The 21606-nt window shown below is 63.0% G+C and carries 23 protein-coding genes and 1 tRNA gene; 9 read left to right on the forward strand and 15 right to left on the reverse strand.

Annotated elements, in window-relative coordinates; genetic code table 11:
* Positions 1-113: 113 nt before the first annotated feature.
* From hpt to dacB, 3 genes are read right to left on the reverse strand one after another with little or no spacing between them, the layout of a single operon-like run.
* A complete protein-coding gene (gene hpt, locus PALO_RS09260) occupies positions 114-668 on the reverse strand; it encodes a hypoxanthine phosphoribosyltransferase (protein WP_004810421.1) in 555 nt (184 codons plus the stop codon).
* Between the two features lie 9 nt (positions 669-677).
* Complete coding sequence (gene tilS, locus PALO_RS09265; protein WP_015583323.1) at positions 678-1631, reverse strand: tRNA lysidine(34) synthetase TilS; 954 nt, start codon at positions 1629-1631, stop codon at positions 678-680.
* Positions 1631-3004, reverse strand: a complete 1374-nt coding sequence (dacB, locus tag PALO_RS09270) for a D-alanyl-D-alanine carboxypeptidase/D-alanyl-D-alanine endopeptidase (protein ID WP_015583324.1) — start codon at positions 3002-3004, stop codon at positions 1631-1633. Before dacB ends, tilS begins: the two co-directional genes overlap by 1 nt.
* Before the next feature lie 127 nt (positions 3005-3131).
* On the opposite strand from dacB, the gene PALO_RS09275 reads away from it, so the two are divergent.
* Both PALO_RS09275 and PALO_RS09280 read left to right on the forward strand, forming a co-directional pair.
* Positions 3132-3692 carry an inorganic diphosphatase gene (locus PALO_RS09275; RefSeq protein WP_004810415.1) on the forward strand — a complete coding sequence of 187 codons (561 nt, stop codon included), beginning with the start codon at positions 3132-3134 and terminating at the stop codon, positions 3690-3692.
* A 140-nt stretch (positions 3693-3832) separates the two neighbouring features.
* Positions 3833-4846 carry a TRM11 family SAM-dependent methyltransferase gene (locus PALO_RS09280; RefSeq protein WP_041710315.1) on the forward strand — a complete coding sequence of 338 codons (1014 nt, stop codon included), beginning with the start codon at positions 3833-3835 and terminating at the stop codon, positions 4844-4846.
* 8 nt (positions 4847-4854) lie between these two features.
* Here PALO_RS09280 and PALO_RS09285 read toward each other — a convergent pair whose 3' ends face one another.
* Positions 4855-5844, reverse strand: coding sequence for an acetylxylan esterase (locus PALO_RS09285; protein ID WP_015583326.1), 990 nt, complete (start codon positions 5842-5844; stop codon positions 4855-4857).
* A 47-nt stretch (positions 5845-5891) separates the two neighbouring features.
* On the opposite strand from PALO_RS09285, the gene PALO_RS09290 reads away from it, so the two are divergent.
* On the forward strand, positions 5892-6377 hold the full coding sequence (locus PALO_RS09290) for a SixA phosphatase family protein (RefSeq protein ID WP_015583327.1): 486 nt from the start codon (positions 5892-5894) through the stop codon (positions 6375-6377).
* Positions 6378-6397: 20 nt separating this feature from the next.
* On the opposite strand, the gene PALO_RS09295 is transcribed toward PALO_RS09290, so the two are convergent.
* Complete coding sequence (locus PALO_RS09295; RefSeq protein WP_041710317.1) at positions 6398-7330, reverse strand: hypothetical protein; 933 nt, start codon at positions 7328-7330, stop codon at positions 6398-6400.
* 265 nt (positions 7331-7595) lie between these two features.
* On the opposite strand from PALO_RS09295, the gene PALO_RS13050 reads away from it, so the two are divergent.
* The 3 genes from PALO_RS13050 to PALO_RS09310 are packed head-to-tail and all read left to right on the forward strand — an operon-like array spanning position 7596 to position 8787.
* Positions 7596-8192: an ammonium transporter gene (locus tag PALO_RS13050; protein WP_051048716.1), complete on the forward strand. Its 597-nt coding sequence runs from the start codon at positions 7596-7598 to the stop codon at positions 8190-8192.
* On the forward strand, positions 8189-8452 hold the full coding sequence (locus tag PALO_RS13055; RefSeq protein ID WP_015583330.1) for an ammonium transporter: 264 nt from the start codon (positions 8189-8191) through the stop codon (positions 8450-8452). Before PALO_RS13050 ends, PALO_RS13055 begins: the two co-directional genes overlap by 4 nt.
* Positions 8449-8787 (forward strand): P-II family nitrogen regulator, encoded by a 339-nt coding sequence (locus PALO_RS09310; RefSeq protein WP_015583331.1) that lies wholly within the window; start codon positions 8449-8451, stop codon positions 8785-8787. Before PALO_RS13055 ends, PALO_RS09310 begins: the two co-directional genes overlap by 4 nt.
* Positions 8788-8988: 201 nt before the next feature.
* On the opposite strand, the gene PALO_RS09315 is transcribed toward PALO_RS09310, so the two are convergent.
* On the reverse strand, positions 8989-10335 hold the full coding sequence (locus PALO_RS09315; protein WP_015583332.1) for a flavin monoamine oxidase family protein: 1347 nt from the start codon (positions 10333-10335) through the stop codon (positions 8989-8991).
* 505 nt (positions 10336-10840) lie between these two features.
* On the opposite strand from PALO_RS09315, the gene PALO_RS09320 reads away from it, so the two are divergent.
* On the forward strand, positions 10841-11257 hold the full coding sequence (locus PALO_RS09320; protein WP_015583333.1) for an iron chaperone: 417 nt from the start codon (positions 10841-10843) through the stop codon (positions 11255-11257).
* A 9-nt stretch (positions 11258-11266) separates the two neighbouring features.
* On the opposite strand, the gene PALO_RS12110 is transcribed toward PALO_RS09320, so the two are convergent.
* Together PALO_RS12110 and PALO_RS13170 are read right to left on the reverse strand one after the other, a co-directional pair.
* Complete coding sequence (locus PALO_RS12110; protein ID WP_015583334.1) at positions 11267-11434, reverse strand: PIN domain-containing protein; 168 nt, start codon at positions 11432-11434, stop codon at positions 11267-11269.
* The gene (locus PALO_RS13170; protein WP_201764011.1) at positions 11365-11703 is read right to left on the reverse strand and encodes a type II toxin-antitoxin system Phd/YefM family antitoxin; all 339 of its coding nucleotides are present in this window, start codon (positions 11701-11703) and stop codon (positions 11365-11367) included. The genes PALO_RS12110 and PALO_RS13170 overlap by 70 nt, the downstream gene beginning before the upstream one ends.
* Before the next feature lie 168 nt (positions 11704-11871).
* On the opposite strand from PALO_RS13170, the gene PALO_RS09325 reads away from it, so the two are divergent.
* Complete coding sequence (locus PALO_RS09325; protein WP_015582132.1) at positions 11872-13179, forward strand: ISL3 family transposase; 1308 nt, start codon at positions 11872-11874, stop codon at positions 13177-13179.
* 639 nt (positions 13180-13818) lie between these two features.
* Here the strand turns inward: PALO_RS09325 and PALO_RS09330 are convergent.
* From PALO_RS09330 to PALO_RS09350, 6 genes are all read right to left on the reverse strand, one after another.
* Positions 13819-15375 (reverse strand): recombinase family protein, encoded by a 1557-nt coding sequence (locus PALO_RS09330; RefSeq protein ID WP_015583335.1) that lies wholly within the window; start codon positions 15373-15375, stop codon positions 13819-13821.
* On the reverse strand, positions 15372-16631 hold the full coding sequence (locus PALO_RS09335; RefSeq protein ID WP_238137877.1) for a recombinase family protein: 1260 nt from the start codon (positions 16629-16631) through the stop codon (positions 15372-15374). The genes PALO_RS09330 and PALO_RS09335 overlap by 4 nt, the downstream gene beginning before the upstream one ends.
* A gap of 248 nt (positions 16632-16879) precedes the next feature.
* Positions 16880-17242: a terminase gpP N-terminus-related DNA-binding protein gene (locus PALO_RS13175; protein WP_144010479.1), complete on the reverse strand. Its 363-nt coding sequence runs from the start codon at positions 17240-17242 to the stop codon at positions 16880-16882.
* 244 nt (positions 17243-17486) lie between these two features.
* Complete coding sequence (locus PALO_RS09340) at positions 17487-18308, reverse strand: N-acetylmuramoyl-L-alanine amidase (protein WP_015583338.1); 822 nt, start codon at positions 18306-18308, stop codon at positions 17487-17489.
* Positions 18305-18781: a phage holin family protein gene (locus PALO_RS09345; protein ID WP_015583339.1), complete on the reverse strand. Its 477-nt coding sequence runs from the start codon at positions 18779-18781 to the stop codon at positions 18305-18307. Before PALO_RS09345 ends, PALO_RS09340 begins: the two co-directional genes overlap by 4 nt.
* A 466-nt stretch (positions 18782-19247) precedes the next feature.
* Positions 19248-19320: transfer RNA gene (locus tag PALO_RS09350), tRNA-Thr, on the reverse strand.
* A gap of 157 nt (positions 19321-19477) precedes the next feature.
* On the opposite strand from PALO_RS09350, the gene PALO_RS09355 reads away from it, so the two are divergent.
* On the forward strand, positions 19478-21127 hold the full coding sequence (locus PALO_RS09355; RefSeq protein WP_041710320.1) for a DUF885 domain-containing protein: 1650 nt from the start codon (positions 19478-19480) through the stop codon (positions 21125-21127).
* Between the two features lie 62 nt (positions 21128-21189).
* Here PALO_RS09355 and PALO_RS09360 read toward each other — a convergent pair whose 3' ends face one another.
* Positions 21190-21522, reverse strand: coding sequence for a hypothetical protein (locus PALO_RS09360; protein ID WP_004810396.1), 333 nt, complete (start codon positions 21520-21522; stop codon positions 21190-21192).
* Between the last annotated feature and the right edge of the window lie 84 nt (positions 21523-21606).

Raw genomic sequence — 21606 nt, forward strand, 5'->3', positions numbered from 1 at the left:
GGGACTCAAGGCGTCACGATACCAGCGCATGACAACATCGCAGTGTTGACGAACGCTGTACCGCATCGCGACCATCCCAACCCGATGGCGGTCCGCCCTTCGACGTCGACCCCTCAGGAGTTGTAGACGTGCGGCGCCAGCGTCGCCACATCCGTGAGGTTGCGGTACTTGTCGGCGTAATCCAGGCCGTATCCGACGACGAACTCGTTGGGAATGTCGAAACCGACGTACTTGACATCCAGCGGGCAGGTCACGGCCTCCGGCTTGCGGAACATCGCCATGATCTCGATGGAGTTGGGGTTGCGGCTGCGCAGGTTCTGCACCAGGTAGCTCAGCGTCAGGCCGGTGTCGATGATGTCCTCGACGATGAGGATGTCGCGGCCCTCGATGTCCTTGGTGAGGTCCTTGAGGATGCGCACCACGCCGCTGGACTTCGTACCGGCACCGTAGGACGACACGGCCATCCAGTCCATGGACATGTGGGACTTCATCGCGCGGCACAAGTCCGCCATGGTCATGACAGCACCGTTGAGCACACCAACCATGAGGATTTCCCGCCCCGCATAGTCGGCGTCGATCTGGGCAGCGACCTCGCGGACACGAGAGGCCACCTGCTCATCGGTGTACAGAACGCGGTCGAAATCTTCGGGAATGTCAGAAGCTCGCACGGATCCAGCTTACCGATCCCGGATCTGCCGTAGGCGCTGGGTGAGGTACAGGGTCCCACGCCTCATCTCGACGCGACCGCCAGGAACGTCCACCCCAGCGCCTCCGGGACCGTCCAGAAGACCCAGGACGGCGTCGACGTGAACCATTGTCGCCTCGGGCAGCCACTTCTTGACGACCCGTCGGGCCAACCCGGATTCCACACCTCGCAGCCCGGGCAGAACGTCGTCCGTCACCTCGTGGTCTCGTGCCCACTGGTCAGCCACAGCCGTGACGACGGCGTCTTCTCCGGCCAACAGGGACGCGCTGCGGGCCAGGGATTCCGCCACCCCCGATCCGAGGACGTCCTCGAGAACCGGCATGAGCTCGGTGCGCACCCTGGAGCGCAGGAATCGCGAGTCACTGTTGTGGGGATCATGCCATGTCTCGACGTCCCATTCCTGGCATGCCTGCAGGGTCTGGGCCCGACGCACCCCCAACAGCGGGTGCCAGAACTGGCCTGCCCGCGGCCGAATACCGGCGAGCGACGTCGCCCCGGAGCCACGGGCCAGGGACAGCAAGACCTGTTCGGCCTGGTCGTCGAGGGTGTGACCGAGCAGGATCGGCGTCTTCCCGGCGACGTCAACCAGCGCTGCTCGACGAGCGGTTCGAGCCGCCGACTCCGGGCCGTCAGGGTCATTCGGATCGATCTCGACGCGACGCACACAGGCGTCCATCCCACGGTCGGTTAGCAGGTCTCGAGTACGCGCTGCCACCTCGTCCGACCCATCCTGCAGCTGATGGTCGACGATGACGACCATCACCTCGGCTCCACGGCGTCGAGATGCCCACTCCGACCCCAACGCCAGGGCGAGGGAGTCCGGCCCGCCAGAACACCCGACGACGAACCGGTCAATTCCGCGGACCGCATGCTCGACGGCCTGGGCAACCGTCAGGGCTGCCGGACCCAGTTCACGTCGTGCCATCAGCGGGTGCAGCCGCACCCGGCCAGGTTGCCGTAGACGACGTCAAGCCAGGATCGAGCGGAGCCATCGGTCTGGTTGACGATGAAGGAGGTCACGAGGATGCGCCCGTCGGCGTCACGCAGCCATCCCGACATCGAGATAACCCCTTGCAGGCTGCCGGTCTTGGCGTGGACCACGCCACGCGCCGCTGCCGTGCTCGGCTCGGAGAAGCGCTTGTGCAAGGTTCCCGAGACCCGACTGACGGGAACCGCATTGGCTACCGGCTGCAGCTTCGGTGTCGTCAAAACCTTTTGCCAGGCGTGGGAAAGCATGGCCGCCGTGATCCGGTTGCCTCGGGACAGGCCCGACCCATCCTGAACGACAGCGCCGTCCTGCCAGGCGCCCATGTTCTTGAGATGCTCCTCGAGGGCCTGGGAAGCACCGGCGAAAGACCCCGGTCTTCCACTCGCCAGAGCCATCTGACGGCTCAGTACCTCGGCGGCGGAGTTGTCGGACTCCTCCAAGGTGCGGGTGACGAGGTCCTCCACCGGAATCGACTGCACGGCAGCAATCTGCTTGTCGGACTCGCCCGCCTTGTGTCGAACCACCGATCCCGTGACCGTGATACCGGCGCTGCGGAGCTGTCCGACGAAGGTATTCGTCGCCAAGACCGCAGGAGTCTTGCTTCGATTCCACGGATTGTTGTTGATCATTCCTTCGTCAACCCACAGCGAGGTGATCGGGGTGACCTCATCGGAGTAGTTGTCGATCGGCCATGCACTGTTCCACGTGGGACCGGAGAACAGGGTGTCGTCAAATCTGACGGTGACCGACCTCGTGCCAGCCTCCTTGAGGGCCGCCGCGGTGCGCTTGGCAAGCTGCTCCGTCGACGGGTACTCAGGATGCTTGTCGGAGGCCGAGGAACGCAGGTAGGGATCGCCACCGCCGACCAGGGTCAACGCCGACCCGTCAGCGACAACCTTCGTCGTGTAGCGGTGCCCGGCATCCGTGCAATCCAGCAGCGCAACCGCGGTCATCACCTTGAGGTTCGAAGCAGGGGTCAACAGGGTGCTCTGCCCGGATTGATAGAGGGTTTCACCAGTCGCAGCATCCATGATGTCGGCACCAAGCACGCCCGGGGCCGCACCGGCAGCTTTCACACGATTGGCCACGCTTGCTGCCAGTGGCTTGGTTGACGGAGTATTCGGGGCCACCGCAGCGACGACCCCCCGACCCGGCTGCACCGCAGGTGCGGTGTTCCCGTGACGACGGGTCAGCAGTCCACGCTCGGCCTCGTTCGTCGACGTACCGGTTCGCAGAGAACTGACGACCACCACGAGCACGACAATGCCGGTCACGGCGACACCGACAAGGACTGGAACCCATGCCGGCATACGGCGTCGCGGCTCGGGCACAGCACGTTTCGGGTTACGTTGATCTGGGTGTGGCACGAAAAATCCCTCCTGCAAACGGATACAGTGTCGATCATCACCGTGTCTAATACAAGAAGAGGGGCCCCTCGTGACTGACGATTTCACCAACCCATTCCAGGGAGAACAGCCCGATAGCTTGCACTTTGATGTGACGATCGAGATTCCGCGTGGCACCAAGAACAAGTACGAGATGGATCACGAGACCGGTCGTATCCGTCTTGACCGTACGTTGTTCACCTCTACGCAGTACCCGTACGACTACGGATACATCGAGGGGACCCTCGGAGAGGACGGCGATCCGCTGGATGCCTTGGTCCTTCTCACCGAGCCCACCTTCCCCGGTTGCCTCATCGAGTGCCGCGCACTGGCCATGTTCCAGATGCAGGACGAGATGGGCGGCGACGACAAGGTGCTGTGCGTCCCCGCTGACGACCCCCGTCGTGCCAACCTCATCGACCTTGACGACGTCGGCAGCATGACCCTCATGGAGATCGAGCACTTCTTCACCGTCTACAAGGACCTCGAGCCCGGGAAGTCGGTCGAGGGCGCCACCTGGACCGGCCGCGAAGAGGCCGAGGCCGAGATCAAGGCCTCGATCGAGCGCGCCAAGGGCACCTCCTACGAGCACCTGCAGGTCAACCTGGCCTGACGGCTCGGCCTCGTCTCCCGACACCGCCCCGATACCGGGAGACGAGGTTCACCAACACACCGCAATCGGCGGTCGCGACGCAGCGGTCGCCGATTGCTGTTTCCTCGGCATGTCGGACGGGTCATGACACAATGTCAGCCATGTCCGAGACCCTCGTCCTGCTCGCCCCTGCCGCCAACCACGTCTATGCCGGGCAGGCAGGGCGTCTGTGCGCTGCGGAGTTGGCCCTCACCTGTCCGAATGCCACGACGGTCTCACCGGTGACGGTGGCTGGGGTCGAGTACCTCACCGTCAATGGCGACGAGCCCCTCGGACCTGCGGACTTGGCTGCGTTGGCGCGGTCCTCGGCAGCTCTCGCCTGCTTCGAACGTCATGGCGACCTGTTGGCTCCCCTGGAACTGCCGCGAGTCGACGTAGTCGATGAGGATCTTGTCACCATCCCCAAGTACCGGGGCAAGACCAATGAGCAATTCACCCGGCTGCTGCTCAACCTCACGATCGCCAGCCTCGACGGCCGCTGCGCGACTCGTCGCGACGAGGGCCAGAGACTGGCCATTCTCGATCCGTTGGCCGGGCGTGGTACCACCCTGGAGTGCGCATGGATGGCGGGTCATGACGGATTCGGGGTGGAACAGGACGCCAAAGCCGTCGAGGCGATGGCCGCCCACGTCACCACTTGGCTGCGTCGCAAGCGTCTCAAGCACAGCTGCGGCACCCATCCGGTGCGCCGCGACGGCCACTCCATCGGCAAGCGGTTTGACGCCGAGGTGCGGCTCCCAGGAGCCGAGCCCCTGACGATGGGGGTGTTCACGGGGGACGCCGTCGACTCGGCGAACCTGTGGGGACGCAAGACCTTCGACGCCGTCGTCACCGACGCCCCTTACGGCGTCGTGCACGGATCCCACAGCGGGTCATCGCGACGTCGCTCCCCCGCTGATCTGCTGCGCGAAGCCGTTCCGGTGTGGGCTGGCCAGTTGCGCCACGGCGGTGCGCTGGGAATGTCGTGGAACACCCTTGGCCTGTCCCGTGAGGATCTTGTGGCGATCCTGTCCGACGCAGGCCTGACTACCCTCGATGACAACCCCTGGCGTCAGTTCAGCCACCGCGTCGACTCGTCGATCCACCGCGACCTCGTCATCGCTGTCAAGAGCTGAGCAAAGGCTCAGCAGAAGAGCTGGGCCAGCACACCGAGCTGGTTCCAGCGCTGCACGTCCTCCCCGGCCGAATGCCCTGCGAAGGGATAGACGGCAATCTGCTTGTCCGCAACCATCCCGTCGCCCCAGGCGTTGTAAGCCGCCCACACCGACGACGGCGGCACCAACTGGTCCATCATCGCCACGGAGAACCAGGTGGCAGTACGGGCGCGACGGGCGAAATGCAGACCGTCGAAGTAACCCAGCGTCTGGAAGGCCTTGCCACACAGGGATGGATGAGCCGCCAGGTACTTGACGACCTCGAGATACGGACCAGCCGTGGCGATGTCACAGCTGCGCCTCATGTGACACAGGAAGGGGGCATCGACGAAGGCACCAGCCAGCTTGATGCCACGCATGGCTGCCAACCCGCACACCGCTATCGTCTGACCAGCGCCCTGGGAGTGACCGTGGACGACAATTCTGGTGGGATCGACGATCTTCATCTCCCGAGCGGTCTGCAGGCACCGGAAGGCGTCGGTGAACAACCGGCGGTAGTAGTGGCCATGCGGGTCCGACAGGGATTGGGTCATGAATCCGGGAGCACCGGAGCCCTCGTGGACGTCCGGGGAGTTCTCGGTCAGAGCGGGGTGGCCCCATCCCTGACCGCGCGGATCGACGACGATGTGCGCGTACCCGGCTGCCGCGAAGGCCGACCCGATCGGGACCCCACGCGAACCCGAATAGCCGAGGTATTCGATGACCAGGGGCAATGGCCCATTCGCCCCGGCTGGGGCATGCAACCAACCGCTCACCCGGGAGCCTTGATATCCCGCCCATGACAGATCCCAGGTGTCGATGAGGGCCTGGCGATTGTCGAACGGAGCTGCCGTCAGATCGAGTGGGACGTCGGCGTGCTCGTCGAGGGTTTCGGCCCAGAAGGAGTCGAAACCGTCGGGTTCAGGAACGACCGGGCGGTAGTTGCGCGCCTCGTCAATGCCCATGTCCGTGAGCGGCATGTCAACATCGTAGAACCTCCTCGGCCACGGGGTGCAACGATGGAACCATGCACACCCTGTTCCTCATGAGACATGCCCAGCCTGCATCCCACGCCGCCGGGGGTGACCGGGAGCGTCCGCTCACCGACCTGGGACGCCGCCAGGCCCGCGAGGTCGGAATGCGTCTTGGACTGCGCAATGTCGGCCATGCGCTGGTCTCCGACGCCCTCCGCACCCGACAGACCTGGGACTGCCTGCAGCTGGATTGCCCCGCGGAATTCATGCGAGCCCTGTATTACTGCGGCACCGACACTATGCGTCAGCGCATCGGGGAGATCGACGATGACATCGACAACCTGCTCGTCATCGCCCATGCCCCCACGGTCCCCGGTCTGGCGACGCAGCTGGCCGCGATGAGCGGGGCCGAGGAAAAGGTCGGCTGCTGGTATCCGCCAGCAACCCTCACCGAGGTCGAGGTCGACGGCACCTGGGCCGATCTGACCGATGAGTACTTCGACAAGGTGCGCCTCGTCGGGGTCCAGCGGCCGATGTGACGAGCCGCCTTGGTCCTCGCTCAACGCAGGATGTGAACCTCGGCAGCGACGCCGCCGGTGCAGGTGGTGTACGTCTCCTCCGTCCTGCACTTCATGGTGTAGTCCTTGCCGGTGACCGGGCTGTGGGCGTTCACCTCGTAGCCGCCCTGGGCGTCGTCGGGAATTGCATTGGCGACTTCGAGCGCGAACGGGCATGACGTCGTGCCCACGGCACCGACCGTCGAGGAGCAGACAGTGTCACCGTCAGGAAGCTTGTCGGCAACCCGGCGAGCACTCGACGTCGGGGATTCCGGGGTGGAAGGAGCCGAACTAGCCGCGGGCGCAGGCGAGGACTCGAGGAAGCTTGGGGTGGCGCCAATGGATGTCGCGCCCTCGTGAGGTTCCTCCGAGGCGGGGGGCTCCTGCGAGGTGGACTGCTCGGCATGAGCGCTGGCCGACGGCGTCGACACCGGAATGGGTTCCCCGCTTGAGCGCCCCTTTCGACCACCGGCGAAGAGTAAGATCGCACCCAGGATGACGAGCACGAGTAGCCCGATCACCAAGCCGATGAGCACGTTCCGGTGGCGGGACGAGTCATCCGGAGGCTGCGGGTGTGACGTGGCAGGGGCAGACGGCGGCGGGGGTGGGGTGAAGACAGGATTATCCGGAACCGTCGCCATCGCGCGAGTCCGCTCTGCCTCGGGGTCACGGAACCAGTCGTCGGGCAGCTGTGAATCCCCGGCCTCCTGACCCTGGCCTTGCGGAGGCTGCTGCTGACCCGACCAGGGCTGGCTGATGCTCCACTGTTGGGTCGGCGTGGAATCCTGTCGCTGCCACTGCTGGGTTGGTGTCACGTCCTGCTGATCTCGAGGCTTCGGCGGGGTCTGCACCCGAGGAATCTCCCTCGTCGGAGCTTCATCAGCGCCCACGGGGCTCTGCACGACCGTCTCGTCGAAGGAGCCAGGGTCTGTCATGCGCACGGCACCGGGCAGGTGCAGGTCCAGCCCACACTGTCTGCAGGTGGCATCGTGCGCACCCACCTGGGTGCCGCATCGCGCACAAAACATAGTCTCATCTCCGTCCATGAGTGGCGCATCAAGGATATGGCATGCTTTCACGGTCTCCGCGTCACGTTCCTGTCACCGACGTAACACCGTCGTCACACAAGAGCGCGATTCTTCACATGTCAGTAACGCCGACCAAACGGTTCCGCAACGCTGCCAGATGACGATTGACACCATGACACCACTGTTTGAGATCGATGCCGGCGACACCGCGTGGGTGCTCGCCAGCGCGTCCTTGGTGCTGTTCATGACACCGATGCTCGCCTTCTTCTACGGCGGTATGGTGCGGGCCAAGGGCGTGCTCAACATGCTCATGATGAACGTCGTTGCGATGGGGACCATCGGCGTCCTCTGGGTGGTCTGCGGTTACTCGATGGCCTTCGGTGACCCGCAATGGGGAGGCCTCATCGGCAACCCCGCCCAGTACTTCGAACTCCACGGGGTCATGGGAACCGAGGTCGGAACCATTCCCGGATTCGTCTTCGTCGCCTTCCAGTCCGCCTTCGCCATCATCGCAACTGCCCTCGTCTGCGGCGCCGTCTGCGCCCTGGCCGTCAGCCTGAAATACCGCTTCAGTTACGACGACTCCCTCGACGTCGTCGGCGTCCACATGGTCGGTGGCTTCCTGGGCACCGTCCTCATCGGATTCCTCGCGGACCCGCATGCCATGGCTGAAGGCGCCTCCGCCTCCTTAGAGGCCAATGGAGCCGGCCTGTTCCTCGGTGGTAACGGCAAGCTGCCGGGGTCCAGGTCATCTGTGCCCTCGCGATGATGGCCTACTCCTTCGTCGTCAGCGGCCTCATCGGTCTGGTCATCAAGAAGACGATGGGCATCCGTGTTTCCACCGCTGAGGAGCTGCGCGGCATCGACCTGGTCGAGCACGCCGAGTCCGGGTACGACTTCTCCAGCGTCCGCTACTCCTCCTTGGTGCTACCCAAGGCACACGCCCACCACGAGGACGCCCCTCGCCCGGACGGCAAGCCCGCCCGCGCCACCGACACCACCGCCGACAAGGAAGAGATCTCGGCATGAAGCTCATCACCGCCATTATCCAGCCGTCGGCACTTGACACCGTCCGGCTCGAACTCGCGAAAGCCGGAGTCTCTGGTCTGACGATTTCCGAGGCAGCCGGCTACGCCCGCCAGAAGGGTCACACTGAGGTCTACCGAGGCGCCGAGTTCACCATCGACTTCCTCGAGAAGGTCCGCGTCGAGGTACTGTGCACCGACGAGGAGTTCGAGAACGTCGTTGAGACGATCTGTGACGCGGCTCGTACCGGGGAGATCGGTGACGGAAAGGTGTGGGCCAGCGAGGTCCAGGACGTCATTCGGATCCGCACTAGGGAACGAGGCCCTGCCGCCATCTGATTCGTAACCCAGACTGGAACAACGGCTCGATTTCGAGCAGTACCCGCTGCGCCGTCCTTCTGAGGGCGGCGCAGGGCTGGTCCGGTCACGGTCTGGCCTTGTCAGACCTCATTTCGGCAGCTGATGACGTCGACGCGGAGAACACCATCACCGCTGCTGACCTCGTGGCAAGGTCCGCCGCCGAGGTCAGCGTCTGACGGATCAGAGCAGGTCGACAGCCTCCTGAGCCGCGCGAGCACCGGCTCGCAGCGCACCTTCCATGTAACCGTTGAAGGAGGAGGCGTACTCGGCGCCGGCGAAGAGCACCCTGCCCAACGGCTGGGCGAGGATCGGGCCGGTGGCAGTCCAGAGGCTGGGAGCGAAGTGGGCGCCATGACAGCCACCGGTGTAGGGCTCGGAGAGCCAGTCGCGGTCGAGGTATTCGATCGGAGAGCTGGGAGCCTCACCGAAGGCGGACTCGACGACCTCCTCGAAGGCACGCTGACGCAGGCTCATCGAGAGTTTGCCGTAGCCCGACGCTTCGGTGCCCTCGAAGAAGCCCATCAGGACTCCCCTGCCGGTCTCGTCGTCGGAGGTGTCGAAGATGACGCGGACGGCACCCTCGTCGGCACCCATCTGGCCGGAGGCTCCAGAGGTGCGCCACCACGGGCTGTCGTAGACGAGGTAGGCCTTGATGACATTGCCTGCGGGTACCTTCTCGGCCATCTCGAGACGCTCTGCCGGAAGAGCAGGATCGAACTCGATCTCCTTGAGAAGACGCGGAGGGACGGTGACGATGACGCTGCGCCCCTGGTACTCGGTGCCGATGGACGTCGCGACGGTGACGGTGCCGCCGTCTGCGTGGATGGAGCGGACCGGGCAGGAGAGCTTGAGGTCATCGCCGAGACGCTGCGCGAGGTTGCGAGCGACCTGGGCGACACCGCCCTTGACGCGCTGCTGCTTGAGCCCACCGTTGACGGCGACGAGGGATTCCAGGTCCACCCCGGAGTTGGCCTTCGTCAGCCCATCAAGAAGTGTGGTGCCGTCGGGAGAGACCCCGAAGGCACGCCGGAAAAGATTGGTGATGTATTCACGTCCGGCGTCGGTACGCACATTCGAGACCACCCACTGACTCAGGGACTGATTCAGCCACGTACCGTTCGCCGTCGTCCAACCCTTGTTGTTGGCGACCCGATCGGCCAGACGGCGGAACCTCAGCAGGCCCTGACCGAGGTCAGACAGTTCGAAGGGGCTGAGGGTGTGGGCAGAGCTGGAGGAATTGGTGACGTGGGAGACCCGTCCGCGAGCCTTGACGACGACGTCGCCCTCGGTGGAGTCGACCAGTTCAAGGCCTTGGGAGGCGATGAGGGAGCGAAGTTCTTCATGGCCCTCACTGACCCATTGGCCGCCCAACTCGATGACCTGCCCATTGGACAACTCCGCGTTCTCGAGGCGCCCACCCACTCGGGAGCGAGCCTCCAGAACCACCACCGAGTGCCCTGCGGATGCGAGTTCTTCGGCGGCCGTCAGTCCGGCGAGGCCTGCGCCGATAATGATGCTGTCGTACATGCGTCCCCTTGCAATTCCGCTGGACGGCCGAACCGAGGAGTCAGGCCGCAACCTACGAATCGTGGTGCCTCGATCGTACCGGGCCACCCTGACGCATTGCGCGTCGACCCTGTTCGATACCCCGGTTCGCCCTTCCTGAGCTGGCGAACGCGAATTGGAGTTGAGCGGCGGGGATGATCCGTGACGTCTGCGCAGGAAATGCGCCACAGTTCCTCGGTGGCAACCATCTACACCCACGCCGACTTCGGCGATCGTCATGGCCGTGGCGCATTGGTGTGAGTTCTCCTCGTTCGGGATGGTCATCACGACCCTCGTCGGTCTGGGTTCCCAGCACTGGCACAGCCTGGTCGTTGGGTATTGTCCCAGACTGTCGGAGTGGACCCTGCAGTTGTCGTCCTCACAAGGTGCAGAACATGGTGCGGGCACGTCAGGAGGCCCAGGACGGCACTGCCGGCGATCCACTGGGTAAGCCGGCATCAGTTCCACTGACACCTACAGGAGAGCCATGACCCTCGATCGCACCATCGCCCACGCCACACCGCTCGACAACGCCGATCTCATCGACGCCTGGCTCGCGGCCATCCCCGTCAACGCCAACCGTCAGCGCGTCTCCGACCTGCTCAACGAGACCTTGCGCACCCACCCGAATCTCGTCCTGGTGTGGAAATGGAATATGCCGATGCTCACTGATCATGGCTCGTTCATCGCGAGCTGGAGTGCCTCGGCCAAGCACCTAGCCCTGGCCTTCGAGGCAGCGACCCTTGATGCCTTCACGGAACGAATCATCGACGAGGGCTACACCAGGTCCAAGAAGATGTGGCAGGTGAGGTGGGATCAGCCGGTTCCATGGCCACTCATCGACGACATGCTCGGGCACGCCATCGAGGTCAAGAAGGACTGCACGACCTTCTGGGCGAGGTGAGGGGACTTTTCACAAGGCCGTGTCGACCGTGTTGAGACCCAAGTCGTGCCAGGCGGTCAGGAGAGCTCGGTCGCCAGGTACGGCGACCGAGTCGTCCTCACAGACACTCAGTGCGGCAGCACAGTGGACGGAGTCATATCCGCGCAGCCGCTGCTCCCTCGCGATAGTGCACGCCACTTCGAGTAGAGGATCACTGATCTTGACGACGTGTCGACATAGGCAATCATCGTCGCTGCAGTTCGACGAGATCGCTCACCATCGCTCCGGCGTCCACCGGATGTGGGAGACGAGGCTTCCCGACCCGACAGGGCGTGACCAAAACCGTCGGCAATCATGATTTCCAACTTGGGATACTGCTCGACGGGGACCAGTCGGGCGACTGGCTTCCCGTGGTCAGTCGCTGCGATCGTCTGACCGTTCCTGACCTGCGCAACGTGTTTGTTCAAACTGTCACGTGGTTCTCTAATACGGCTCTTCAGGATTGAGGGTGTAGTTGTGGCTGGACTGTGTGAGAGTCTGCTGTAGTTGCCCTGTGGGGCTGGGGTGCGTGGAGGGAGGACCCTGCGCGAGGATCGGAGTGTCTAGATCTGTCCTCGTGAATCGCAAGGTCCTCCATGAACCACGCTACCTTCGGCGCTCCTGACCTGACCACATTTGCCCGTCTCGATGAACTCGGTCTGGAGGTCACCGGTCAGCTGATCAGTGCCGAGGAGGCGGTCCTGGCCTGCCGGGTCGTCGAGACCGACGAGTGGTGCCACCGGTGCGGATGCCAGGGGATCCCTCGTGACACGGTGGTCAGGCGCCTGGCCCATACTCCTTTCGGGCACCGGCCCACGATCCTGGCTGTGCGGGTGCGCCGGTACCGGTGCACCGGCTGCGGGCGGGTATGGCGCCAGGACACCAGTGCTGCCGCCCAGGCGAGGGCGAAACTGTCGCGGGGTGGGCTGGCCTGGGCACTGGAGGGCCTGGTACTCGATCATCTGCCGGTCTCGAGGATCGCCGCATCCCTGGGCGTGGACTGGACCACCGCCAATGATGCGGTGCTGGCCGAGGGCACCCGTCGGCTCATCGACGACCCGCACCGCTTCGACGGCGTGGAGGTCATCGGGGTCGACGAGCACGTGTGGCGCCACACCAGAGGCGGCGACAAGTACGTCACCGTGATCATCGACCTGACACCGCTACGCGACGGCACCGGGGCCTCCCGGCTGCTCGACATGGTGGCGGGCCGCTCCAAGAAGGTCTTCAAAACCTGGCTGGCCGGCCGTGACCAGGCCTGGCGCGACCGCATCGAGGTGGTGGCCATGGACGGGTTCACCGGCTTCAAGACCGCAGCCGCCGAGGAACTGCCAGCCGCGGTCGAGGTGATGGACCCCTTCCACGTCGTCCAGCTCGCCGGCGACCAGCTCGATGTCACCCGCCAACGCGTCCAGCAGGACACCACGGGCCATCGGGGCCGCAGGGGCGACCCCCTGTTCGGGGTCAGGCTGACCCTGCACACGGGCCGGGACCTGCTCACCGACCGGCAGGCCGCCCGCCTCGACGCTGTGCTCGCCGATGACGCCCACGCCCCGGTCCAGGTGACCTGGGCCGTCTACCAGGAGGTCGTGGCCGCCTACCGCGCCGAAAACCGTGCCGAGGGTCGGGCGATCATGGCCCACCTGATCGACGCGATCGCCACCAAAGTCCCCGCCGCACTGCCCGAAGTGGCCACCCTGGGCCACACCTTGAAGAAACGGGCCGCCGACATCCTGACCTACTTCGACCACCCGGGGACCTCGAACGGCCCTAGTGAGGCCATCAACGGCAGACTCGAACACCTCCGCGGCATCGCCCTGGGCTTCCGGAACCTCACCCACTACATCACCAGATCCCTCCTGGAGACCGGAGGATTCAGACCCCGACTACACCCTGGATCCTGAAGAGCCGGGAAAGGGTTCTTCCCGCTTCGTTCAAACAGCTGGCGTGAGAAGGTATTCCTGTTACGTTGACGCGAAAGGGTGTGTGCGGCTGGGTCGGGCCTAGTACTCCCCGTTGGCTTGCCCAGCCGGTTCCTGATTCTGAGCGTATCCGTGGCCAACGGTTGGAAGCGTTGCGTGAGGCTCGCTTAGACGACCCGCAGGTTGGTCGCCGGTATTTGCGTGGTGAGGCGGAAGCTGTGGGTGTGGTGATGTGTGAGCGCACTGCCTAGAGTATCTGTTCCCTGCATCAGTGGTGGTCTTCTTATGGGACCAAACGAGGCAGAGACGCCAAGCGTCCTGGGCCTGCTGTCCGTGATGATCTGCTTTCACGTTGACACCCGCAGTAGGACTCGCCATGATTCGACCGCTGCTGCAAGCCGTACCAACCAGGTGGGCCCGCCGAGATCACCGAACATCCCACCCAGGAAGGCAAACTCTAGATTTACCCTCCTGATGAAGGGGACATTGCGACGATCCGCTGACAGAAACGATCATATCTAACGGAAGGACTGCCTAGAGAAATCGAGTAACAAGATCCCAGGTCTTTCGAATTCAGGCGTGATGAGTCTGCACTTGATCCTAGACGAAGCGGAGGTTTTCTTAAACGGTCTGGTCGGTGCCGTCTTTGAAGTGGATGTCGATGGTGCCGCCGGTGTGGATGGTGGCGTGGTCGATGAGGGCGTTCCAGGCGTCGTCGGTGTAGGTCAGGTTGGGGTGGTTGGTGCGGTAGGCGTGGGCTTGTTTGATGCGGTGGCGCTTTTCGTGATTCTGGCGGATCTGTGTCTCTAGGTCGCTGAAGCGCTGGGTGTAGTGCTCGTAGTCGGTTTGGAGTTGGTCGAAGGTGTGTTGGTAGGTGTCTTGGTCTTGGGCGTGGGTGGCGTTGGTGGTGATGAGCTGGTTGAGCCTGGCTAATACTGCGTCCCGGGCGAGAGCTTCTCGTGCGAGTTGTTCTTCTAGCTCGGTGGTGTCGCAGGTGTGGGTGATGATCGCGTCGAGAACTTCTTGGCTGGGCGGTGGGGCGAGTGTGGCGAGGGCTTGGGTGAATGCGTCACGGATCTGGTCTTCACTCAAATGGGGTGTGGTGCAGGCGGTGGATCGTTCGTATTTGCTGTTGCACCTCCAGATGTGGCGGCGGTGTTTGCTGGTGGAGTGCCAGGTTTTACGCCCGTACCATCCCCCACACTTAATCCGAGACGCGAAGGGATGAGTACTGGAGGAGCCGGGTTTGGCTCTCCTGGCGAGCTCGGCTTGCACCAAGTCCCACGTAGCCGGCTCGATGATCGGCTCGTGGTTACCGCTCACGTAGTACTGGGGCACCTCGCCTTCATTGGTCTTGGTGGTTTTGGTGAGAAAGTCGGTGGTGAAGGTTTTCTGTAGTAGGGCGTCGCCTTTGTATTTCTCGTTGGTTAGGATCGAGCGGATCGTGGTGGTTGACCAGCGGGTTTTACCCCTTGGAGTGGGCACGCCCTCACCGGTGAGGGTCGCGGCGATGGTTTTCGGGGACTGACCTGACAGGTAATCAGCGTAGATGCGTCGCACGATCGGAGCTTGAGTCTCGTCAATAGCGAGGTTTCCGTCTTTGCCTTTCTTGTCGCCCAGCAGGGAGGCGTAGGGCACCATGACTTTCCCATCAGCGAAGCGTTTACGGTGTCCCCAGGTGACATTCTCTGAAATGCTGCGGGATTCTTCTTGGGCGAGGCTACTCATGATGGTGATGAGCAGTTCGCCTTTAGAGTCCAGGGTCCAAATGTTTTCTTTCTCAAAGAACACTTCGACGCCTGCTTCTTTGAGCTGGCGCACATGCGTGAGCGTGTCGACGGTGTTGCGGGCGAAACGCGAGACACTCTTGGTGAGGATCAAGTCGATATTGCCGCTCAGGGCGTCGGTGATCATTTGCTGGAACCCTGCCCGGTGTTTCGTGGAGGTACCCGAGATGCCCTCATCAGTGTAGACACGTACTAGTTGCCAGCCGGTGTGGGTGGTGATGTGGCGGGTGTAGTAATCCACCTGGGCGGCGTAAGAGGATTGCTGTTCTTCCATGTCGGTAGACACGCGCGCGTAGGCAGCCACCCGCTTCACCACCTGCCGGGCACTGGCACCTAGATTGCCGTGGGTGAGGGGTTTAGTGGCGGGGATCGTAGTGACTTTCGGACTCATCTGGCGTGTCCTTTCTCATCCAACCAGACCGTGCGGGTGATGCCCTCTAAGAGATGAATGTCGAGCCGGTCAGGAAAAGCCTCAATCGCCTCGACATGGGTCATAACCGTGTGTGGGTCGAAAACCTCCAGACCAAGGAGGCAAGTCATAATGGTTTCGAGCATGGTCTCGCGCAGGTTATGCCCCCTACACGGGTTGCCGTTGCCCTTGCACGCGCTCCAGCAACGCCAGTAGCGTTCCTTACCCCCGGCTGTGGTGCGAGATTTACGTTGGTAGTGTTTACCACACCCCGCGCAGGTGATGCGCGCGGTGACGCAACCGGTGTTAATGGTGGGGATAGCGGCCAATCCGCCTTGTTTACGCCTGGCGATCTCAGCTTGAGCCGCTTCGAATAGCTCACCTGTAATGATGGCCAGATGGGAATCTTCTACCAGGTATTTGGGTAGTTGCCCGGTGTTGCGGTGGGGGTTGTTTTGCCCGATACGGCTCGAGTAGTACTTTTGTAACACCATCATCCCGGTGTAGCGCTCGTTACGCAGAGCCCTACGGATGAGGTTGGGTTCGATGCGTTTACCGAATCTGGATCGGTAGCCTTTCTGGTTAAGACGGGCAGCGATTGTCTCAGGGGAGATGCCTTCTTGGGTGAACCACTCATAGGCTAACCGGATCGCTTCGGCTTCTTCTGGCTGGATTACAAACTGCCCATCTTCCCACCGGTAACCATAAATCAACGTCGAGTTGGGGATCCCCTGAGTGAACCGACGCTGGATCGACCATTTCACATTGTCGGATAGGGAGCGGGATTCTTCTTGGGCAAACGATGCCAACAGGGTCAGTAACAGTTCCCCATCACTGGTGGCGGTGTCGATGCCCTCGCGTTCAAACCGCACACTCACACCCAGTGCCTTCAACTCTCGGATGATGGCGAGTAAGTCCACGGTGTTACGCGCCAAACGGGAGATCGATTTACACAAAACGACATCAACCTTCCCGGCGCGGGCTTGGGTGAGGAGATCTTGTAGGCCATCACGGGTGGTGGTTTTGGTACCGGTGATTCCCTCATCAATGTAGACCCCGGCGTAGTCCCAGCCGGGCGTGGCTTGAATGAGCCTGGAATAGTGCGAGACCTGCTCACTTAGAGACGATAGTTGGCGTTCGGACCCGGTTGAGACGCGCGCATACGCACCCACCCGCACCCGGCGGGGTGCCACCGGTTTAGCCGGGATGGCCTGTACCGTTCTCGCCACTACTCTCACTTCCAATCCTGCTCTTGCTTCCCACCCCCTCGTGCGCCTGGTGGGGTTGTATCCATGTACGCTCTAAACCCGGTTTTTATCCAGTCGAACCCGCCATATCAGCGCCCCAAACGGCGCGGTCGATGACGCGGCCAGCTGCTGGAGGATCCTTGTGCGCGCGCGGGCGCAAATGAGCCCATCGGCACATAGACCATCAACGAAGGCAATATCTGCGGCCAGTTGCAGCTCACTTGCTAATTGGATGGCGTTCACGACCTACCACCCCTGGTGGCGAACCGATCACGGATGTAACAGGCGTGAGTGCAGTACTTACGCTTACGGTTTCCGTAGGCACTAAACACTGTTGCGCAGTGGTGGCAGGTGAAGGTGTAGAACGCGCGCTTGTTGATTTGGTCGGGATGGGTTTTCCACCACGCGCGCCTACACGAGTCTGTGCAGAACCGGGTTTGGCGCCCCGCTAACGGACTTGAGCACTGAAGGCAACCAACGACCTGACCCACCGTGCGCGAGTCACCGCTGGCGCTTGCAGGTGTGACATTGTTGCGTCTGCACCAGCTTTTCACCGTGTTTACGTTTAGCCCCAGCTCAGTTGCGATGAGTGATAATCCCATCCCGGCTTGGCGGAGTTTACGAACCTGGTCTTTAGACCGCGTATCAAAACCAGCCAACCGCGGCTACCTCCTTACAGAAGGCACCCGCTAGGTAGAACACCCTGTCCTACTCGGCCTTCTACCCATACGCCCCCAACACACCCCCAATCCGGACGCCCCTAGCACTTAGACACGCAAAAATGCCCCGCCACCACCCATGTCGGGCAGTGGCGGGGCTGATGTCGTGGTGAAAGGCAGCGCTGGTTTAGTAGCCGAGTTTTTGGTTCACCCGGGCTTGTACTTGGTCATAGAGGTTGCCGAGGCGGCGTCGGCGTTCCTCACCGTTGCCGTAGTCGCCGCGGATGACTGCGTCGGCTAGGGCGTCGATGTTGGGTGTGGGCGCTGGGGCGTGGCCTGTGAGTTTCTCGTTCACGCGCTTTTGGACAGCCGCGTAGTTGGCTCCTAGGCGGCGCCTGCGTTCCTCGCCATTGCCGTACTCGCCCCGGATGACCGCGTCAGCTAACGCATCAATATTAGGTGCTGGTGCGGGAGCAGGGGCCGGTTTAGGTGCGGGGGTGTTGCCGGTCATCTGGTCGTACCAGTACTGGGCGCGCGCCATGTAGGCGGCGTGTTGGGTGCCGGCGAGGGAGGCCGGGCACTCAGTGGAGGAAAAATGCCGGTGCCCGAATACGTTGGTACCCCACACCGGTCGGCCGAGACCGTAGTATTTGCAGATGGCTGCGACGAGGTGCGCGCCGTTATCGAGGCAGGCTTCGGACACGGCCCAGGGGTTGGAGGAGGCGTCGGCGTGTTCGACCCCGATAGACGTGGTGTTGGCGTTCCAGTTGCCGGCGTGCCAGGCGGTGTCACGGTCCCACACGAGCTGACCAATCCGCCCAGAGGACTCGACTTGGTAGTGGGCGGATGCTTGCCGGTCCTGCCACACGTCCCAGCAGCCTTTGATGGTGAGGTTGCCGACGTTGTGGTGAATAATCACCTTATCGATGCGTTTACCGCCTCGGCCTGGCGTGTAGTGCTTGTTCATCAGCCGGTTCTCATCGGCCTCGAGACTGTTCCAGTTTTTCATCGATTGTTCTCCTTATCTGTAGGGGTGGTGGTGGCGTGTTTAGGTTGGTGCAGGGGTGGTTTGTTGGGGTCTTTACTGGTGGTGATGGCATCGAGTGCGTCACGGATGGGTGGTGGGATGGGAAGGCCGAGGCGGGTGGCGTTTTCGATCAGGGAGATGCCTTCGTTGGATAGGTAGAAGAAGATGGTCGCTACTCGTAGTACTCCGGGGGTGCCGAGCACATGAATGTCGAGTAGGTGGGCGAGACCTACGAGGGTGAAGATAAGTATTTTGCGACTGATCCCACGAAACCCGACCGCAGAGTTCACGCGCCGCTCACTGATCGCAGCCAATAGGCCGGTGATGTAGTCAGCGATCACGAAGGCGATCAAGGCGTAAACCAGGCCGTCCAGGCCGCCGAGCCACGCCCCGATCCCGGCCCCGATACCAGTAATGGCCGCTTGGACAGTGGCCCACAAAGTTTTAACAGACATAAGGCAGTGTCCTTTCACAAACAAAGAAGAGAAGGATGAGGGGTATGAAAAATGCCCCCACCCCTACCGGGTGAAGGCACACAAAAAAGAAGACAGCCAGTGGTGTCTTGTGGTTGTTTATTGGCTGGTTCTGGCCGCGGCAGCGAGCGCGTCGGTGAGCATTCGCCTGCCTGCCCTGGTCGTAGTCAGCGCATTGAGGGCGGCTTGGGCAAGGTCAAGACTCTCACTTGTCGGCTCGGCCAGTACCGATACTTCCAAAGCCGGTGGGGCTTCAGGGGCGAGTGTGGGTGTGGGTTTGGCTGGGACCGGGTTGATAATCACCTAGGGCTCCCTCCATGTCGGCTGTCTTGTTCGAGGCTTTGGGCGAGCAGGTCTAAGGCAGTGGCCTCAGTACCCGCGAAGCACTGCGCACTCGCGCCCAGTGCGTTCAGGAGCGTCGCGGCCTTGTCATCAGCCAACTCAACCGAGCCAACTACGGGAATCGAACCCGTGACCTACGCTTTACGAGAGCGTCGCTCTACCGACTGAGCTAAGTTGGCACGCCCGCCATGGCAGGCTCAGAGGACTATACCGGCACGATGACCTCTTCGCGAAACCAACACGCTTCTTTCTGGAACACCACGCGACTCCCACCTGTCCACGACTCGCGATAGCGTCATCCCCGTGACCAACGACAACGTACACACCACCCACCAGATGGGGTCAGAGGTCGACGAGGTTGCCGACCACCACTGGGACTCCCTCGTCGCGTCCAGCCCCATCCTGGCCACCGCCCTCGGCCTGGACCTCAACCAGGACGAGTACGACGACCTGACCCCCGCCGGTATGGAGGCCCGCTACCAGCTCGTCATGGACACCTTGGACCGTCTCGACCAGGCCATGCCCGCCGACGACACCGACAGGGTCACCGTCGCCGCCATGCGCTCCAGCCTGGGTCTGGAGGCCGAGAGCCACGACAAGGGATACGACCTCCTCACCCTCAACGGCATTGCCTCGGGCGTTCACGAGATCCGCGAGGTTTACGATGCCATGCCCACCGAGACCCCCGATCAGGTGTCGACGGTCGCACGTCGTCTGCAGGCCACCGGCGCGGCTCTCGACGGCTGGCTGCAGACCCAGCGCGCCTCGATCGATGCCGGTATCGCGCCCGCCATCCGTCAGGTGAACCTTCTCGTCGAACAGATCACCTCCTGGACCGGCGACGGTGGCTTTTTTGACGACTACCTCAAGCGGACTGCCTCCGACGACCTGCCCGACTCCGTGAGGTCGGAACTTGCCGAGGGCATCGACGCTGCCAAGGCCAACTTCCGTCGCACCGCAGAGACTCTCGCTACCGAGATCGCTCCGCTCGCCACCGAGACCGACGCCGTCGGCATCGACCGTTACCGTCTTGCTTCTCGCCAGTTCGTCGGCACCACTGTGGACCTCGCCGAGACCTACGAGTGGGGCAAGCAGGAACTCGCCCGCATCGAGCAGTTGCAGCGCGAAACCGCCGAGCGCATCCGTCCGGGAGCCAGCGTCAAGGAGGCCATGGCGGTCCTCGACGCCGATCCGGCCTACCAGATCTCCGGCACCGAGGCCCTCAGGGCATGGATGCAGGAGCGCGCCGACGAAGCCATCTCCACCCTGGACGGCACCCACTTCGAGGTTCCCGAGCAGGCTCGTCACATCGAGGGCATGATCGCCCCGACCCACGACGGAGGGGTGTATTACACGCCTCCGTCTGAGGACTTCTCCCGTCCCGGCCGGATGTGGTGGTCGGTGCCGGAAGGCGTCGACACCTTCACGACCTGGCGAGAATTGACCACCGTCTACCACGAGGGCGCCCCGGGTCACCACCTGCAGACCTCCTCGGCCATCGCTGCTCGTGACGAGCTCAACTCGTGGCGACGCAACTACTGGAGCTCTGGTTACGGGGAGGGCTGGGCCCTCTATGCTGAGTGGCTCATGGCTGATCTGGGCTACATGGACGATCCCGGTCACTTCATGGGCCTGCTCGACGGGCAGTCCATGCGTGCTGCCCGCGTCGTCCTCGACATCGGCCTACACTGCCAGTTCGAGGCCCCCGAGGAAGTCGGCGGCGGCGAGTGGAACTGGGACAAGGCCTGGACCTTCTTCAACAACCACGTCTCCATGGACGAGGGATCGGCCCGCTACGAGGTCAACCGTTACTTCGGCTGGCCCGGCCAGGCCCCGTCGTACAAACTCGGTGAGCGCACCTGGCTGGAGCTGCGGGAGGCCGCGAAGGCCAAGGACCCGAACTTCGACCTGAAGGAGTACCACACCAAGGTCCTGCGTATGGGTGCTCTGCCGCTGGACGTGCTGCGTCGAGCGGTGCTCTCCTGAGGACTCATGCCTGAGATCCCGCCGGTTGGCCACGAGGTGGCTGGCGGGACCGGGTCCTCACGTCAGGGATGTCGCAGGCACAGGGCACCGACGTACCCGGTGTCGTGGCTGAGCTCGTGTCGCACTGACACCCGCGTCAATCCTTGCGGGCAATTCGTACCAGGCTTGACGACGTCCTTGACGTAACGGGCACCGTCCTCCTCGCATGCCACCCTCGGGACACGTCCGTCGTCGACCCGTGCCCCGACCATGACGCAGTGCCCGTCAACGGATTCCAGGTCGTTCCATGCGTGGGACCGCCACGCCCACTCCAGGGCAAGGAGTGCGGCTGCGAGCAAGGCCAAGCCCGTAACGCGCAACACGATGCCAATGACATGGCGCTGACCCAACGTCATGAGCGATCCCTCCTCATGACGACAAGGGTAACGACGCCTCCCAAACCTCCCGCCGGGCTCGCACGTCTGTGTTCACAGCCGTCA

This window comes from Cutibacterium avidum 44067 (genome assembly GCF_000367205.1).
GTDB classification, from domain to species: domain Bacteria; phylum Actinomycetota; class Actinomycetes; order Propionibacteriales; family Propionibacteriaceae; genus Cutibacterium; species Cutibacterium avidum.